The organism is Sphingopyxis sp., assembly GCF_016463645.1.
Lineage (GTDB): Bacteria > Pseudomonadota > Alphaproteobacteria > Sphingomonadales > Sphingomonadaceae > Sphingopyxis.
Genome location: NZ_JAEMQX010000003.1, coordinates 41920 through 58393 on the forward strand (window position 1 = coordinate 41920; position 16474 = coordinate 58393).

Genomic DNA, 16474 nt, shown 5'->3' on the forward strand with positions numbered 1-16474 from the left:
ATCTCTACTCCGCATGGGTCATCGCAATCAACCTCGACATGAACCGCGCGCCCGCCTCGATCTGCGCGATCTCGATATATTCGTCGGGGCGGTGCGCCTGGACGATCGATCCCGGGCCGCAGATCACCGTCGACATGCCCGCGGTCTGGAACTGTCCCGCCTCGGCGCCATAGGATACCGCGCCCGCCGGCGTCACGACCTCGCTCAGCATCGCCGCCAGCCGCTCGGCGGCGCCTTCCTCCTCGCGGCGCAGCGGCGGCACCTCGGCGATCGCCCGCACCGCGATGCCGGTTTCTTCGCCCTCGCCCTTCAGCCGCGTTCGCGCCTCCTCGACCGCCGCCCAGAAGGGGGCGAGCACCGCATCGGCGTCGCGGTCGGGCACCGTGCGCAGGTCGAAGGTGAAACGGCATTCGCGCGCGAGGATATTCGCCGCGGTACCGCCGTGGATCGTCCCCACCGTCAGCGTCGACCAGGGCGGGTCGAAGCGCGCATCGCGGTGATCGGCGCGCTCGTCTTCAGCGATCCTGCCAAGTACGCCCAATATCCCGATCGCGATCATGTTCGCCGATACGCCCTCGTGCACCAGGCTCGAATGCGCCTCGCGGCCGGTGACGACCACCTCGTAAAGGTGGATGCCCTTGTGGCTGTTGATGATCGCCATTTCGGTCGGCTCGCCGACGATCGCCGCGACCGGGCGATGCCCCTCGGCGACCAGCGCGTCGATCAGGTCGGGCGCACCGAGGCAGCCGATCTCCTCGTCATAGGAAAAGGCGAGATGGACCGGACGCGTCATCGTGCGCGGCGTCAGGTAAGGCACCGCCGCGAGCGCGAGCGCGATAAAGCTCTTCATGTCGGCGGTGCCGCGGCCATAGAGGCGCCCGCCGTCCTCGGCGAGCGTGAAGGGATCGCGGCTCCACGGCTGGCCTTCGACCGGCACGACGTCGGTATGCCCCGACAGGACCAGTCCGCGCGCGTCGGCGGGTCCGATCGTCGCGAGCAGATTGGCCTTGCTGCCGTCGGCGTTGGCGATCCGCCGCGACGCGACGCCATGCCCCGCCAGATACGCCTCGACATGGTCGATCAGCGCGAGGTTCGACGCGCTCGACGTGGTGTCGAACGCGACCAGCCGCGCGAGGATGTCGATCGCCGATGCCGCGAGCGCGGGGGCCAGATTGTCGTCGCTCCGCGGCGCTCCGCTCATCGGCCGCACCCCGCAGGGGCCGCCGGCCCCGCCAGCGACGCGCAAGACCGCCGCGCGCCTCCCGTCCGCGCGCGCTGCCCAAAACCTTCCTGCATGAAAACCCCTGCTGCGAATGCCGTGTCCTGTTATTGTATACACTTTGTATTATTCTCGTCGGCAGTCAATAGGCATTGCGACGAAACAGGTCCGATATGCGCGATGATCGAGAAGTTGCTCATGAAAGGGCGGCGCACCCCGGGCGAATGGAACCCGCGGTGCGCCGCAGTGTGACCGGCGCGGTCACAGGATGGGAGAGGAACAGGGCGCCGGCCGATTTCGATCAGGCAGGTTCGTACTCGACAGCCTTTTCCCGCCGCACGATGCGGCTGCGGCGCCCGTCGATCGCGACCGGCGCCTCGCCGTGGATCGTCGCGCGGCGGAGAGTGCGGCGCTGGAGCCCGAAGTCGGCGGTCGCGCGGTGCTGGGTCGCCTGATTGTCCCATATGGCGACGTCGCCCGCCTGCCAGCGCCAGCGCACCACATTCTCGGGCTTGGTGATATGATCCTGCAGCGTCTGGAACAGGCGCGCGCTGTCGGTCTGGTTCAGGCCGACGAACTGCTTGACAAAATGGCCGAGGAGCAAGCTGCGCTGCCCGCTCACCGGATGGACGCGGACCACCGGGTGCTCGGTTTCGTAGACGGTCGAGGCGAAGACGTTACGATGCTCCCTGATCCGCTTCGCCGCGCTTTCGGCGTCGGGCGCCGACTGCAGGATCGACGCATAATCATAGAGATTGGTGTGCGTCGCCCAGAGGTTGTTCACGAGCTGGCGCAACACCTCGGGTAGCCCTTCATAGGCAGTTTCGCCGTTGGCCCATTGCGTGTCGCCGCCCGCTTCGGGGATGGTGAGCGCGCGCAGGATCGACGCCTTGGGATAGGCATCGACGAAAGTCACGTCGGTGTGCCAGCTCGACGCGGCATAGCCCTCCTTGCTGTCCAGTTCGAGCAGATAGCGCGAGCCTTCGGCGACCGGCACCGTCGGATGCGCCACCGGATCGCCGAGCAGCGCGGCGAAATCCTCATGCTCCTGGTCGGTCAGATGTTGCTGGTCGCGGAAGAAGAGCACCTTGTGCCGCACGAGCGCGGCCTGGATCGCCTGCACCGTTGCTGCGGACAGGTCGCCCGACAGCTGGACGCCGTTCACGACGGCTCCGATCGTGCCGGTCACGGGGGTTATGTCGAGCGGGATATTCCTGTCTCGGGCATTGGCATAGCTGGTGTGAAGGTCGGTCATATCAGTCTCCTTTGGTGGTATCGGTTGGCGGCGGGGTTCATTCGGCGAAGGCGTAATCCGGTGGTGCGGGATCGAGCTTTCGGCGAATTTCGGCGTGCGCCGCCTCGTCGAGCGGGAAGCGTGCGATGAGGGCGGCGGACAAGGCGTGGGCGATGGCAGGGCCAAGGCCGAAGACGAGAAGCAGGCCATTAAGCGCCTCGGGGCTGTTTATGCCCTTGGGATCGAACCCGAGCCAGCTTACGAGTGGCAGCGCGATGCCGACCGCGACCGCGGTGGCGGTCTTCCCGGCAAGGCTGAATACCGAATAGTAAAGACCGGTGCGGTCCTCGCCGCTGTCGAGGCGATGCTTGTCCGCGACATCGGCGACGATCGCGCGCAGCATCAGATTGCCCGATCCCTGCGCCAGCCCCTGCGCCAGCGTCAGTGCGAGCAGAAGCGTGAAGGTCTGCGGTGTGACAAGCAACAGTGACAAGTTGATCGCAACCTGCACCATCTCACCCGCGACGGCGGTGCGATGCTTGCCGAAACGGCGCCCGATCTTCAGCCAGATCGGCCCCGCGAAAATGCCGAAGACGAACTGGAACAGGAACAAGCCCCCGGCCCACTCGGGCCGACCCATGTAGAAGGTCACGAAGAAGACGATCAGCGCGGCGCGAATATTCTGCGCCAGCGTCACCGCGAAATCGGAAGCGAGGACACGGAGCAGCAGAGGTTCGCCGGTGATCGCGCGGAACACTTCGCGGACGTTCGGCTTGCTCGCCGGAAGCGCCGGCAGTGGCGGCTCGTTGAGCGCGGTCAACGTGAACAGCAGCGCGGGAAAGACCGTCAGCAAGACGAGCCCGCCCATCAGGGTCAGCTGCAGCCGTCCGTCCCCGGGACGCAGCTGATCCGCGATCGTCGGCAGGATCAACGTGAGCAACAGCGCGCTGGCCGCCACCACCTGCTGGTAGGTCGCGATCCGCGTGCGCTCGTGATAGTCGCCCGACACCTCGCCCGACCAAGCTTGGAACGGTATCTGCACTGCGGTCCACCCGAGATATAGGAAGAACAGCACGATTCCGAGCGACAGCGGCGTAACCCCGAAAGGCGGGAAAAAGAGGAAGATCGCCGAGATTGCGAAGATCACGCCGCCAACCGCGATCCATGGCTTGCGGCGGCCATAGCGGCTGCGCGTTGCGTCGCTGAGCGATCCCATCAGCGGATCGGCGATCGCATCCCACAGCCGGCCGAGCAGGAAGATGACGCCTATTACGGTCAAGGACAGGCCATAGTCGCGCGCGTAGATGGCTGGGAGATAGACGCCGAGCGGCAATCCGGCGGCGGCGAGCGGGACGGCGACCGCCGAAAAGCGGATCAGCTGACCCGGCTTGGCTGACGCGACACTCACAGCCGCGTCCTCAGCGTCGCACCGATCGTGCGCGGTTCGCCGATCAGCGCGGTGACGATACCGCTGTTCTGCGCCGACAAGGTCTGGAAATAGTCCTCATCGAACAGATTTCGCGCCCACAGGGACAGGTCAAACAGCCCATCGTCCGTGCGGATACCGATCCGCGCATTGGCGATGCCATAAGCGGAAATATCAGCGTAGCGGCTGTCGCTGGACGATGTATTGAAGGCCGAACGGTGCGAATAATCGGCGTGGCCATAGAGCGACAGATCACGCCCGCCGAGATTGCCGAGCGGCGCCGACACGTCGCCACCCAGCGTGTAGGTGAACTTTGGAACGCCGGGCAGCTGCTTGCCCGTCAGATCCTGAATGCCGCTGATATTCAGCCGCTCGGGCGCCTGCGGCGCGTTCGGATAGTCGCTGTACGTCGTGTCGGCATAGGCGACCGAGGCATAGAAGCTCGCGCGCTCCGATGGCGCGAACGCCAGGTCGCCCTCGACTCCGCGCGAGCGCACCCCGGGAATGTTGGCGATATACTGGCGGACATTGACCGAGTTCTGCACCTGCTCGGTGATCGCGGTCTGATAGTCGCGGATCTCGGTCCAATATCCGGCGACGTTCATCGTCACCCTTTTGTCGAACCACTCCGACTTGATGCCGAGTTCATAGCTGTCGACCTTTTCGGGCTCCACGGCGGCCACATCTTCGGGACGCAGCCCCGCCGGCAGGTTGGTGAGGTTGAGCCCGCCCGACTTGTTGCCCCGCGAATAAGTCGCATAGGCGAGCGCATCGTCCGAAAACTGCCACGACAATGTCGCGAGCCCCGACACGCTGTTGTCCTTGAAACTCGTCGAATATCTGGTGACCGGGTTGAACTGCGACCGGACCGCAGTCGCCTGCGCCGCAAGCCCTGCAGGCAAGGTCGACAGATCGATTCCCGCGACATGTACCTGCACAAACGAGCCGCTCATCTTCTCGTGCGTATAGCGGAGCCCCGCGGTCAGCGTCAGCCGGTCGATGAATTTCCAGTCGAGCTGGCCGAACAGCGCATAGCTTTTGGTCCGCGGGTCCGATGTCGAATTCGCCTCGAAGCCATCGAGCGCAGCATCCCATGCGGCGAGCGGGATCGGCGAGGTCGCGGGCCGGTTCCACAGTCCGGCGGCCGGGCCATAGGCGCTGCCCCCCCTGCCGCGGATCACCTGCCAGAAATAATATGCGCCGACGACGTAATCAATCGGTCCGTCGCTGTCCGACGCCAGTCGGATTTCCTGGCTGAACTGGCGCTGGCGGTTCGCCTGCTGCGCCTTGGTCGTGATCGGCAGCGAGGTGGAATCGCCGTCGTTCGCCGGATTCCAGTCCCACCAGCGATAGGCGTTGATCGAGGTCAGCCGGGCGCCGCCGATATCCCAGTCGACCTGCCCCGACACGCCATAGCCATCCATGTTCGACTGATAATGGCTGTCGGCCTCGCCGTACCGGGCAAAGGGATCGATCGCAGGGAAAGCATATCCCGGGAAACGCGCCGCGCGCTCGGCGAAGTTGTTCGGGATCGCGGCGCCATTCTCATATGTTCCGAAATAATCGGCGAAGATGTTGAGGACGTGATTCTGCTTCTGACGCGAGAAGTCGCCGATGATCCGCGCCTCAATATCGGGCGTCGGTGTAAAGAGCAGCTGCCCGCGCACGCTCCAGTTCGAATAGTCTTGCGCGCGTTCGCTCTGGGTCCTGTTGTATAGAAAGCCCCGCCGCTCGGTCACCGCCCCGCTGACGCGCACCGCGAGCAGATCATCGATCAGGGGCCCCGACACCGAGCCCCGTAGCTGGTAATAGCCATAGTCGCCGACGCTCGCCTCGCCCGAAAATTCTGGGTCGAAACTCGGCTTTTTCGAGGTGATGTTGATCGCGCCCGACGTCGTGTTCTTGCCGAACAATGTCCCTTGCGGCCCGCGCAGCACCTCGATCTGCCGCAGGTCGACCAAGTCGAATTGCGACTGGCCGACGCGCCCGAAATAGACATTGTCGACGTAGAATCCGACGCCGTCGAGCCCGTCGTTGGTAAGCGCGACGTTGCTTCCGAGCCCGCGGATATTGATGTTGGTGTTGCGCGGGTTGAAGCTGAAGACCTGCAAGCTGGGCACGATCTGCTGGATCTGCGTCAGCGTGTAGTTGCCGGTCGCCTCGAGCGTTTCGGAGCCGACGACCGACAACGCGATCGGCACATCCTGCGCGCTTTCATCGCGGCGGCGTGCCGACACGATGATCTCGGCGCCGTCATAGGATGCGGCGGAAGCGGCCGCGGTCGCAGCGCCCACGGCGCGTTCGCCGGCGCTGTCGGAGGACGCCCCCGCCTCGATGGTTTCCGCGGCAATGGCCGGTGCGGCGGGCAGCGACAGGGCCGCGCCGAGCAGGAACTTCAAGCGATGATCGGGAGAGAAACGGTTCATTATAGTGGGTCCCCGGGCGGCGATCCCGCCCCCTTTTTGATGTGATGGATGGTGGCGCGATGCGCCGCACCGGATCGGGCAGCCGCCAGTTCCGCCCCCCACAGCGCACGGGCGGCGCTGCGCAGGGACGCAGGATAGCGAGCCAGATCCGACAGGTCGGCTCGGGTCAGCAAAGGCATGATTTTTCCCCGCGCCGGCGCTCGGATGCCGGACGTCAGGCCGCAAACGTCTCGCGAGAGGAGGCGCGGCTGGAGATGTGGAGAGCCGCAGGACACGGCAGGGCGCGGTAGGTCCGCTACCCCATGCCCATGCTTGCGGCGGTGATCTAGCTGATGGTGCTACACATACGCATCGCAATACCCCTGATGGGGGGAACGCAATGCCTGGCGCTGTCGCCCGAGCATCACGCGCTTTAGCCGTTGGTTACGCGGAGCAAGCTGCTTCCCGGTCAAAAGCCGCGGGTCGAGGGGGAGAGCCCGCCATCCGTCTCGACCAGTTCCGGATGACAAACTCAACTTAAAAGATAGATATTGCTTTCGTCAATGACGCAACCGGCTTTTTGCGACGAAGAAAATCTTTCGGAAGGCGAGTTGCCCCTATGTGCGATGCTCTCGCGCACGCGCGTCGGCCGGGCCAGGACGGATGTTTCCCCTCCCGCGCCGCGGCGCCATAAGGCGAAGAGGAGCCGACTGCGGCGCCGCCGCCGCCGCGCGTGCCGCATGGATGGAGCAACCGCAAAGCAACCCGTAAAGCGCCAGTCCCTCGACCTGCCAGAACGGCATCGTCGCCATGTTGAGCAGGAAGAAGGAGAAATGCGCAGCAAGAAGCTTGAAGCGTTCGGCGTGCGCCGAGGCGGCAGCCGAAATCATCGTGATCCATAGCAGGATCATCGCTGCCACCCCGAACCAGCCGAGCTCGTACAGCGTCGCAACCAGCGTGTTGTGCGGATAGACCTTGAACACGCCTTCCCAGCTTTCCGGCCCGAGCCCGAACAGATGCTGAAGCGGAGTGCCCTCGGCCCAGGCATAGATGTAACTGCTCCAGATCAGCGGCCGGCCCGACATCACCTGCCGCTCAAGCAGGTCGAAGTCGCGCGGCGGCTTGATCAGGCCGGCGGGGTCCGAAAGAAAGGCCGTGAGATCGGCAAACTTCTCGCTGTAGAACAGCGCCGCGACGGCGACGAGCAACACACCCCCGACTGCCGCCATCGCTGCCATCGGCCCGCGCTGGTCGCGCTGTACGCTCATCGTCAGGCCGCTCAGGAAAACCGCAAGCGCGAGCGGCGCGAGCGCGAGGATCGTGGTGCGATAGCCTGCAAGCAGGATTCCGATCAGGATCGCGGCGAGGAAGGTCATCCGCACCGCGCGCGGCGCCGAACGCGCGAAGCCGCCGACCAGAAACCCGGTGAGCAACGCAACCGAGAAAGCGGCCTCGTGATTATAGCCGCCGATCCACACCAGCCCGTCACCATCCTCCGCCCCCTTGGGCAGATTCAGCGCCAGCGACAGCGCCTGAAAGACGAGCATCGGCAGGAAGGAAACCATCGCCCAGCTCAGGAAGCGCGCCTCGGGGTCGCGGCGCAGCGCCTGGAACACGGCGATGATGATCACCACCATATAGGCATATTTGACCGCAACGTTGATGCCCCCTGCGACATCGCCATTGAGGCTCGCGCTGACCAATGCCAGCACGACCAGCGTATAGAGCGGCAACAGCCATTTGAGCGCGAGATTGGCGGGCCGCACCACGAAGAGAAGCCCGAAGCCGGTGACCGCGATCGAGAGCAGCGCGTTGCCCGACAGCCCGCCCGCGAGCGGCTGGAACATATAGAGATGATAGGCGCCGGCTGTATAGCGCAGCCACAGCGCCACCACGACGAACGCCCCCGCCATGCTGCCCGCCCGCCGCGCCGCGACGACGAGCGGAACGAGCAGCAGCAAGGTCACCGGCAGCAACAGTCCGAGCCCGAACGCCGGGCCATAAGGTAGCGTCTGCGCGGTCATCGCGCCGCCCGCTCAGTCGGCATAATAGGGACGATACGCCCGCAGGAAGGTGCCGCCATCCTCATAGCCGGCCCGCTCCTGCTCGCGAACGTCGACCAGCGTCAGCACCGCGCCGACCATCTCGGCATGCACGTCATAGAGCCGCCGCAGCGCGACCGACGCCGCCTTCGACGGCGTCTTGCGCCAGCGCACGAGAAACACGACTCCGTCCGCCAAGCTGGCGATCACCCGCGCCTCGTCGACCGGCAGCACCGGCGGCGTGTCGAGGATCACGAAATCATAGCGTTCGCGCACCTGTTCTATCAGCTCGGCGAGCCGCGGGCTCTCGGTGATGCCGATGCCCTTTGAATCGAGCCGCTGTGGCAACAGGCAAGCGTCCGACACGCTGTCCTTGACGATCGCCTGTTCGAGCGTCGCCTGACCCGCGAGCACCTCGTCCAACCCGACGGTAACGCTGTCCACAAATTGTCGGCTCGACGCGCGCCGGCGCGCGTCGGCGTCGATCAGCAGCACCTTGCTCCCCGCTGCGGCCATCGCCCGCGCGAGACCCATGGCGGTGGTGGTCTTGCCCTCACCCGGCACCGCCGACGTAATCGCGACGACGCGGATCGGCCGTGCGGTCTCGGCGAACTGGATCGACGTTCGCAAGGTGCGGAACGCCTCGGCATAGGTCGATTGCGGTCGCTTGAGCATCAGCTCCGCCGGCGGCGCCGGCACGCCCGCCTTGCGGTAACCAGGCAGCGTGCTGGCATCGGGGATCGCCGCGAGCGTGGAAAGCCCGAGCGTCTCCTCGATCGCATCGCTCGTTTCGAGCCCGCGTTCGAGCAGTTGCAGCAGCACGACGAGCAGAACCCCGACGCCCAGTCCGCCGACAACCGCCATAGCGGCATAGATCAGCATGTTCGGCGAGCTCGGTGCCCCGGGAACGCGCGCGCGGCTCACGATATAAGCGTCGCTGCGTTCCAGCCCCGACTGCGCGACCGTCTGGCGATAACGGTCGAGAAACGCCTGATAGAGCGTCCGCGCCGATTCGGCGTTGCGTTCGAGTTCGCCCAAACGGACCGACGCGGCATTGTCGCTCGCTAGCTTGCCTTGCGACTGCGCGACCGACCCCGCAAGCGAGCCCGCGCGTTGGCTGGCAATGCTCGCCTGAATCGAAACATTGGAGACGATGCGCTGCACCTCTCCGGCGATCGCCTCGTCGGCGGTACGCAGCTGACTCTGCGCCTGCAACAGCGCCGGATGGCGCGGACCGTAGCGTTTTTCGAGCGCCGCGACTTCGCGAGCCGCCTCGGCGCGCTGCGCGCGAAGCTGGCTGACTACGGGCGAGTCGAGCGAGTCCCCGAGTTCTTCGCCGTTGCGCCCGCCGTTAAGCTGCGCGCGCGCCGCCGAAAGCCGCGCCTGCGCCGCGGCATTTTCCGCCTTGGCCTGCGCGAGTTGGGTTGTGAGCCCCGACAATTCCTGCTGCGTCACGGTGCTGGCCTCGGAAACCGCAAACAGATTATGCGCCGCACGATAGTCGGCCACTGCGCGTTCGGCGCCAAGCACCTGCGCGCGCAATTCCTGCAGCCGCTGTTCGAGGAAGCCACGCGCCCGCTGCGTCGCATAGACCTTCGCCCCTGCCTGTCCCGACACATAATCGTCGACCAGCGCATTGGCGATTTGCGCCGCCTGCACCGGCGTGCCGCCCTCATAAGAGACGCTGATCGCATAGGACAGGCCGTCGCGCTTCACCGTGAGCCCGCTCATCAGCGTGCCGATCGCGCGCTGTCGCCCGATCAGGTCGGGCTGCGCGGACGGCGCGCGCTGCCCCGCTGCCTCGTTGAACGCCGGATTGGCGGCGAGCTTCAGCCGGTCGACCACCCGCCCGATCAGTTCGGGCGAGCGCAGAGCTTGCACCTCGGTATCGACCGCCGCCGAATCGGGATCGGTCGTCGGCACCACCGAATCGACATTGATCACGCGCTCGGCGGTTCGTTCGAGCGCGACCTGCGCGGTCGCCAGATAACGTGGTTCGGCAACGAGCCAAGCGGCAGCGGCGATCACGATCGCCGCGAGCATCGCCGCCAACAGCACCATCCATCGCCGGCGCAGTACCGCACCGATATGGCGCAGGTCGATCAGTGCATCGCGATCGACCTGCGGATCCGCTTCGCGGCGAAGCGGCACGCGCCTTGCAACTGCGTCCATGTCACGCCGCAGCCAGGAAGGCGCGCACCGCGGGCGCGATGTCCGGCCGATCCAGTGCGAGCGCCAACGTCGCGGTCACGAAACCGCCCTTATCGCCGCAATCGTAACGCTTTCCAGCGAAGGTGACGCCGTGGAACGGCTGCTGGCCAATCATCCGCGCGAGCGCGTCGGTCAGCTGGATCTCGCCGCCGGCGCCCTCTTCCTGGCTGCCGAGCACGTTCATCACCTCGGGCTGAAGGATGTAGCGGCCAATGACTGCGAGCCGCGATGGCGCTACGTCGGGCGCCGGCTTCTCGACCAGCCCTTTTACCTCGGTGATCGCGCCGGCCTGCGCGCCGGGCGTGACGATGCCATATTTATGCGTATCGCTCGCCGCCACCTCTTCGGTGCAGATCAGATTGCCGCCGAGTTCTTCATAGGCGTCGACCATCTGCTTGAGGCAGCCGGGCTCGCCGACCATCAGATCGTCAGGAAGCAGCACTGCAAAGGGTTCATCGCCGATCAGACGACGCGCACACCACACGGCATGGCCCAGCCCCAGCGGCTCCTGCTGACGAACGATGGCGATATCTCCGGGCGACGGGCGCGTGCCGTCGAGCGCGGCGAGCGACTTGCCGCGCCGCGCCATCGCCTCCTCGAGCTCGAAGGCATGATCGAAATGATCCTCGATCAGGCTCTTGCCGCGGCTGGTTACGAAGATGAACTGCTCGATCCCCGCCTCGCGCGCTTCGTCGACGGCATATTGGATCAGCGGCCGGTCGACGACCGGCAGCATCTCTTTCGGCATCGACTTGGTCGCCGGAAGGAACCGGGTTCCAAGGCCGCCGATGGGGAACACGGCCTTGCGTATCTTTCGCATCTTTTCACCCTTTTCTGGTCGCTGGGTTCCCCCCCAAATAACCAGCATTCGGATTTGCAGACACGATCGCCACGTGCTGACGGGAGCGACGTGCGCCCTTTCGTTGCATCGCAGCAAGAGCCCGGCGTCGAAGCGTGTCCAAACTGCGTCAGGCCATTCAGAGCTTTGGCGGTGTCCCGGCAAAGGACACTCCGCCGGGTACCGATCCACCGTTGCGCGAACGCACGAGCGGCGTGCTCGGCGGAACCCGGATATCGTGGGAGCCGATGATGATCTTGGCGGGCCCGTTGTGGACGTCGAAGATCGGCCAGCCGCGCTCACTCTTCACCACCAGATGCTCGATGTGGATGACGGGCGGTTCGCTCGCGCCCTCCGCCCCCATGATCGAAAGATGATTGGTATCGCCGATGCCGCCAATCTTGATCGGATCGACACTGGTGAGACGAGTCGCGCGGATGCTCGACCAGAGGCGGAAATTCCGCGCGTTGCGACCGCTGATGCAGTCATCGAGCAACGTCTCGGTCGATTTCAGATCGAATCCGCCGTCGCTGTTGTCCCAAGCGGCGCATTGATGAAACTGGAAGCGGGCGTTGCCGCGTTCGGTCGAGAAGCCGTCGCCGTTCCAATATTGCCTTGCCTTGCGCTGCCAACGGAACCCGCGCATGACACAACGCTCGATCCGAAAATCGTGCGCGGTACCGTCGAAGGCGATACCGACCGGCAGGTCGGTCGAACCGGTGGTCCGTATGCCGCTCGCGCTGACATCTTCGATCAGACCGTCATGACTATCATATCGAATGCGGGCGAAGCTGCGCTCAAGGCCCGTCGCCCGTACCCCGCGCACGCGAAGCCCGGCGACTCCCGCGTCAACCAGTTCCGGTGCAGCGCTGTTCTCGATAACCCGGTAGCCGCCAGTTACCTGGACATCGGCAATCTGCAAATTGCGGACCGGTTCGCGGATCAGGAACAGCCCATTGCCTACGTCTCTCGCGCGTACGCCGCGATAGATGGCGCCCGATCGCACGACATAGACCGGCTCGCCCGCTGCCGCGATCTCCACGGGCTTCGCCGTGAAGCTGGAGGATATGTCGGCCATGTCGCCTCGTTAACCTGCAGCCGGAACCCGGGACAGGAGGTTGCGGCGCAGCGTGGCGCGCCCGGGATCAGCGCAGCGCGGGCGCAGCGTCCCCCAAGTCATCGCCGCCTGATCCCGCAGGTACACGCGGCAAGCCGAACAGCCGCGGACTGCAGACCTGCCGCGCCTGGCTGAACCGGCGGTACCCGGCCTCGCCGTCCGCGACGTTCAGCGTCATGTCGCGGTCGATTTTTGCGGCCGATAATATCCGCCCGTCGATCGTGATCGCCGAAGACAGCGTGCGTTCGAGCACGTGCCGGCGCTCGGCGGTGTCGCGGCCGTAATAATAGATGGCGATCGGCGGCGACCGCCGATGGATGACCGCAATGGCGTCCTCGACCCGCGCATAATTGCGCAGCGGCAAAATCGGCCCGCCGATTTCTTCCCGCATCACCAGCATGTCATCGCTGGCGTGGCGGACGATATAAAGCGGTGTGTCCGCCCCGCGGGGCTCGGCGGTCATCACTTCGCCGCCCCGCGCGCGCGCGTCATCGAGGAGGCCCGTCAACCGTTCCCGATCGGCACCGGCCGGCATCGCATCGCTCGCTCCCGACTGCATCGCCGCGCGCCAAAGCCAGGAGGCAACGGCTTCTTCCCGCTCGTCGGGGACGAGAAGATAGTCGGGCGCGAGCGGAGCCCGACCGCCCCTCAGCCGCTTCCGCGCAACGATATTGTCTGCCGCCTTGGCAAAATCGGCCGATCGCCCGACAATCGCCGGTGATTTGCCCGAACGCGCGATCGTCACGTCGCCGCCGGCCTCTGGCTCGCTCATCACTATCAAGTCGCAACCTGAATCCGCCAAAGCGCCGCCGGGCACGATCACGAGTTCAAGGGCATCGAAATAGCGCGGCGCCAGTTCGTCCACCAGCCGCGCAAGAGCCGGCGATGCCGCGTCGAATGCCAGCACGATGCGGTTGCCCGCAGCGAGCGCGCTCGCAAGAACGCTCGCCGTGCGAAGTAACGCCATCGGAGCGGGAGCAGCGACGCCGACCACACCGATCGGCAGATATTCCGTATAGCTTCCGCCCCGGCCAAGCCGCGCGAGCAGGCCCTGCCCCTTTTCGGCGCGCATCCAGCCGCTGACGCCGTCGACCGCCGCACGGAGTGCAGCCAGCGCCGGAGCGACTTCGGTAAGCTCCGCCGACTCCGAATCCTGATTCGGCTGATCGCAAGCGAGCGCGTCGCACAGCGCGCCGGCATTTTCCCCGATCATCAGCGCCAATCGCCGCAACCGGTCGCGGCGAAGCCCCAGCGAAACCGGCAGGTCGGCGAAAAAGGCCGCGCGTTGCGCCTCCAGCATCCTTCCCATCCCACAACTTATCCTGTTCCGCTTCTAATCGGACGACGACGCGTGGCAAGTTCAAGTCGAAACGTTTCGTCGCAAGGGAGCGAATTGCCCTGCGGATCGTTTGCGCAAAGTCGCGAGCTATCTGCCTATAAACGATTGCAATTTTTGGAATTGTCCCGTTTTGAATTGCATTTGCGACGACATTCGTTTCGCCTTCCAATTGCCTCTTCTCAAAGCTGGCAAGTTGACCCTTAACCATCGCAACGCGATTGTTCGCAGGCGCAGCAAAAAGTCGCCTTCAGATAAAAAGGGAGCAACGCGTAATGCGTATCGTAATGATCGGGTCCGGCTATGTCGGGCTCGTTTCGGGCGCGTGTTTTGCCGATTTCGGCCATCATGTGACCTGTGTTGACAAGGACGCAAACAAGATCGCGCGGCTTCGTGCCGGCGGCATCCCGATCTATGAGCCCGGCCTCGACGATCTGGTCGCGCGCAACGTAGCGGCGGGGAATCTCGACTTCACCACGGATCTTTCCGACGCCGTCGGCGCCGCTGACGTCGTGTTCATCGCGGTCGGCACCCCCAGCCGCCGCGGCGACGGCCACGCCGACCTTTCCTATGTCCATGGCGCCGCGCGCGAGATTGCAGCCGCACTCGACGGCTTCACCGTCGTCGTCACCAAATCGACCGTGCCCGTCGGCACCGGCGACGAGGTCGAGCGTATCCTTCGCGAATGCAACCCCGCGGCCGATTTCGCGGTCGCGTCCAATCCCGAATTCCTGCGCGAAGGCGCCGCGATCGAGGATTTCAAACGCCCCGACCGCGTCGTCATCGGCATCGAGGACCCCCGCGCCCGTCCGTCGATGGAAGAGGTCTATCGCCCACTCTCGCTGAACAAGGCGCCGATCGTCTTCACCTCCCGCCGCACCAGCGAACTGATCAAATATGCGGCAAACGCCTTCCTCGCGATGAAGATCACCTACATCAACGAGATGGCGGACCTGTGCGAGCACGTCGGCGCCGACGTTCAGGAAGTCGCACGCGGCATCGGGCTCGACAATCGCATTGGCGCCAAGTTCCTGAACGCCGGGCCGGGCTATGGCGGCTCCTGTTTTCCCAAGGATACGCTCGCCCTGATGAAAACGGCGCAGGATCACGACGCGCCGCTGCGCCTCATCGAGGCGACGGTCGCGGTCAACGAACAACGCAAGCGCGCGATGGGCCGCAAGGTGATCGCCGCAATGGAGGGGCAGGTGCGCGGCCGCACCGTCGCGATACTCGGCCTGACCTTCAAGCCCAATACCGACGATATGCGCGACGCGCCCTCGATCGCGATCATCCAGGCGCTGCAGGATGCCGGCGCCCGGATCCGCGCCTTCGATCCCGAGGGGATGTCGGCCGCCGACCTCATGCTCCGCGACGTCGAATATGCCTCGTCGCCATATGAGGCTGCAGAGGGCGCTGCAGCCACGGTGATCGTCACCGAATGGGACGCCTTCCGCGCGCTCGACCTTTCCCGCCTCAAAGCGGCCATGGCCGAGCCGGTGCTCGTCGATCTCCGTAACATCTACCCGCCCTCGCACGTCGAGGAAGCAGGACTGACCTATGTCGGCATCGGCCGGCCAGGCGAGCCTGAAGTCCGCAACGAAAGGCAGGCCGCATGATGACCGACAGCCCCATATTGGTGACGGGCGCGGCGGGCTTCATCGGCCATGCGGTATCCGAACGGCTGCTCGCGCGCGGCGAACGCGTGCTCGGGCTCGACAATTTCACCGACTATTACGACGTTGCGTTAAAAAAGGCGCGCACTACGCGGCTGGTCGACAATTTCAACTTCCGGCTTATCGACGGCGATGTCGCCAGTCCGGGACTCGTCAGCGAGTTGGTGAAGGCCAATGGCATCCGCCGGATCGTCCATCTCGCCGCACAAGCCGGCGTGCGCTACAGTCTCGAAAATCCGTTCGCTTATGAGCATAGCAACCTCAAAGGGCATCTCGCGGTACTTGAGGCGGCGCGGCATGCCGGCGATATCGAGCATCTCGTCTATGCTTCGTCGAGTTCGGTCTATGGCGACCGCCCGCTCGGCGGCACCGGCTTCCGCGAGGATGAGCCCTGTACCGCGCCGGTGTCGCTCTATGCGGCCACGAAGCGCAGCTGTGAATTGATGAGCGAGAGCTATGCCAAGCTCTATCGCCTGCCGCTCAGCGGGCTGCGCTTCTTCACCGTCTATGGTCCGTGGGGCCGGCCCGACATGGCCTATTACGGCTTTGCGCAGAAGATCCTGCTCGGCCAGCCGATCGAGGTGTTTGGCGAAGGCCGGATGGCGCGCGACTTCACCTATATCGACGACATCGTCGACGGCGTCGTCGGCGTGCTCGATCGCCCCTCTGCCGGCGGCGAAAACCGGCTGCTCAACATCGGCGACTGCAATCCGGTCGGGCTGATGGACATGATCTCGCTGCTCGAACGCGCGCTCGGTCGGCCCGCGGTCAAGCTGATGCGGCCGATGCAGCCGGGCGACGTGACGTCAACCTATGCCGACATCTCGGCAATCCAGGCGCTCACCGGATACAGCCCGAAAGTGCCGCTCGCACGCGGCATCGAGCGGTTCGTCGACTGGTATCTCAGCGAAATAGAAACTGGTGGAAGAGGGCCGATGGCAGCGGTGGCCTGAGCCGGGAAGTCCGGCCGGAC

The 16474-nt window shown here is 65.2% G+C and carries 11 protein-coding genes; 2 read left to right on the top strand and 9 right to left on the bottom strand.

The genetic code is table 11. The features are described from left to right. Nucleotides 1–4: 4 nt before the first annotated feature. The 9 genes from argE to JHC57_RS01765 form a co-directional block, all read right to left on the bottom strand. Nucleotides 5–1201 (bottom strand): acetylornithine deacetylase, encoded by a 1197-nt coding sequence (gene argE, locus JHC57_RS01725; RefSeq protein ID WP_294028116.1) that lies wholly within the window; start codon nt 1199–1201, stop codon nt 5–7. A 319-nt stretch (nt 1202–1520) separates the two neighbouring features. Next, the gene (locus JHC57_RS01730; RefSeq protein WP_294028117.1) at nt 1521–2474 is read right to left on the bottom strand and encodes a TauD/TfdA family dioxygenase; all 954 of its coding nucleotides are present in this window, start codon (nt 2472–2474) and stop codon (nt 1521–1523) included. 37 nt (nt 2475–2511) lie between these two features. After that, nucleotides 2512–3861: an MFS transporter gene (locus tag JHC57_RS01735; RefSeq protein WP_294028119.1), complete on the bottom strand. Its 1350-nt coding sequence runs from the start codon at nt 3859–3861 to the stop codon at nt 2512–2514. After that, a complete protein-coding gene (locus JHC57_RS01740) occupies nt 3858–6305 on the bottom strand; it encodes a TonB-dependent receptor (protein WP_294028121.1) in 2448 nt (815 codons plus the stop codon). The genes JHC57_RS01735 and JHC57_RS01740 overlap by 4 nt, the downstream gene beginning before the upstream one ends. 596 nt (nt 6306–6901) lie before the next feature. Beyond that, complete coding sequence (locus JHC57_RS01745) at nt 6902–8308, bottom strand: hypothetical protein (RefSeq protein WP_294028122.1); 1407 nt, start codon at nt 8306–8308, stop codon at nt 6902–6904. A 12-nt stretch (nt 8309–8320) separates the two neighbouring features. Next, nucleotides 8321–10498 (bottom strand): polysaccharide biosynthesis tyrosine autokinase, encoded by a 2178-nt coding sequence (locus tag JHC57_RS01750; RefSeq protein ID WP_294028124.1) that lies wholly within the window; start codon nt 10496–10498, stop codon nt 8321–8323. A gap of 1 nt (nt 10499) precedes the next feature. After that, nucleotides 10500–11357, bottom strand: a complete 858-nt coding sequence (locus JHC57_RS01755) for a UTP--glucose-1-phosphate uridylyltransferase (protein ID WP_294028126.1) — start codon at nt 11355–11357, stop codon at nt 10500–10502. 157 nt (nt 11358–11514) lie between these two features. Continuing rightward, nucleotides 11515–12453, bottom strand: a complete 939-nt coding sequence (locus tag JHC57_RS01760; protein WP_294028128.1) for a hypothetical protein — start codon at nt 12451–12453, stop codon at nt 11515–11517. Between the two features lie 67 nt (nt 12454–12520). After that, entirely contained in the window at nt 12521–13801 is a 1281-nt protein-coding gene (locus JHC57_RS01765; RefSeq protein WP_294028130.1) for an aldehyde dehydrogenase family protein, read from the bottom strand. Between the two features lie 302 nt (nt 13802–14103). Between JHC57_RS01765 and JHC57_RS01770 the strand changes: the two genes are divergently transcribed. Together JHC57_RS01770 and JHC57_RS01775 are read left to right on the top strand one after the other, a co-directional pair. Then, nucleotides 14104–15444: a UDP-glucose/GDP-mannose dehydrogenase family protein gene (locus tag JHC57_RS01770; RefSeq protein ID WP_294028132.1), complete on the top strand. Its 1341-nt coding sequence runs from the start codon at nt 14104–14106 to the stop codon at nt 15442–15444. Then, nucleotides 15441–16454: an NAD-dependent epimerase/dehydratase family protein gene (locus JHC57_RS01775; protein ID WP_366928522.1), complete on the top strand. Its 1014-nt coding sequence runs from the start codon at nt 15441–15443 to the stop codon at nt 16452–16454. Before JHC57_RS01770 ends, JHC57_RS01775 begins: the two co-directional genes overlap by 4 nt. Nucleotides 16455–16474: the final 20 nt, after the last annotated feature.

Bases quoted from the DNA above. Each gene is read 5' to 3' on its own strand.
- argE (WP_294028116.1), bottom strand. From the start codon at position 1,201: ATGAGCGGAGCGCCGCGGAGCGACGACAATCTGGCCCCCGCGCTCGCG.
- JHC57_RS01730 (WP_294028117.1), bottom strand. From the start codon at position 2,474: ATGACCGACCTTCACACCAGCTATGCCAATGCCCGAGACAGGAATATC.
- JHC57_RS01740 (WP_294028121.1), bottom strand. From the start codon at position 6,305: ATGAACCGTTTCTCTCCCGATCATCGCTTGAAGTTCCTGCTCGGCGCG.
- JHC57_RS01745 (WP_294028122.1), bottom strand. From the start codon at position 8,308: ATGACCGCGCAGACGCTACCTTATGGCCCGGCGTTCGGGCTCGGACTG.
- JHC57_RS01750 (WP_294028124.1), bottom strand. From the start codon at position 10,498: ATGGACGCAGTTGCAAGGCGCGTGCCGCTTCGCCGCGAAGCGGATCCG.
- JHC57_RS01755 (WP_294028126.1), bottom strand. From the start codon at position 11,357: ATGCGAAAGATACGCAAGGCCGTGTTCCCCATCGGCGGCCTTGGAACC.
- JHC57_RS01760 (WP_294028128.1), bottom strand. From the start codon at position 12,453: ATGGCCGACATATCCTCCAGCTTCACGGCGAAGCCCGTGGAGATCGCG.
- JHC57_RS01765 (WP_294028130.1), bottom strand. From the start codon at position 13,801: ATGGGAAGGATGCTGGAGGCGCAACGCGCGGCCTTTTTCGCCGACCTG.
- JHC57_RS01770 (WP_294028132.1), top strand. From the start codon at position 14,104: ATGCGTATCGTAATGATCGGGTCCGGCTATGTCGGGCTCGTTTCGGGC.
- JHC57_RS01775 (WP_366928522.1), top strand. From the start codon at position 15,441: ATGATGACCGACAGCCCCATATTGGTGACGGGCGCGGCGGGCTTCATC.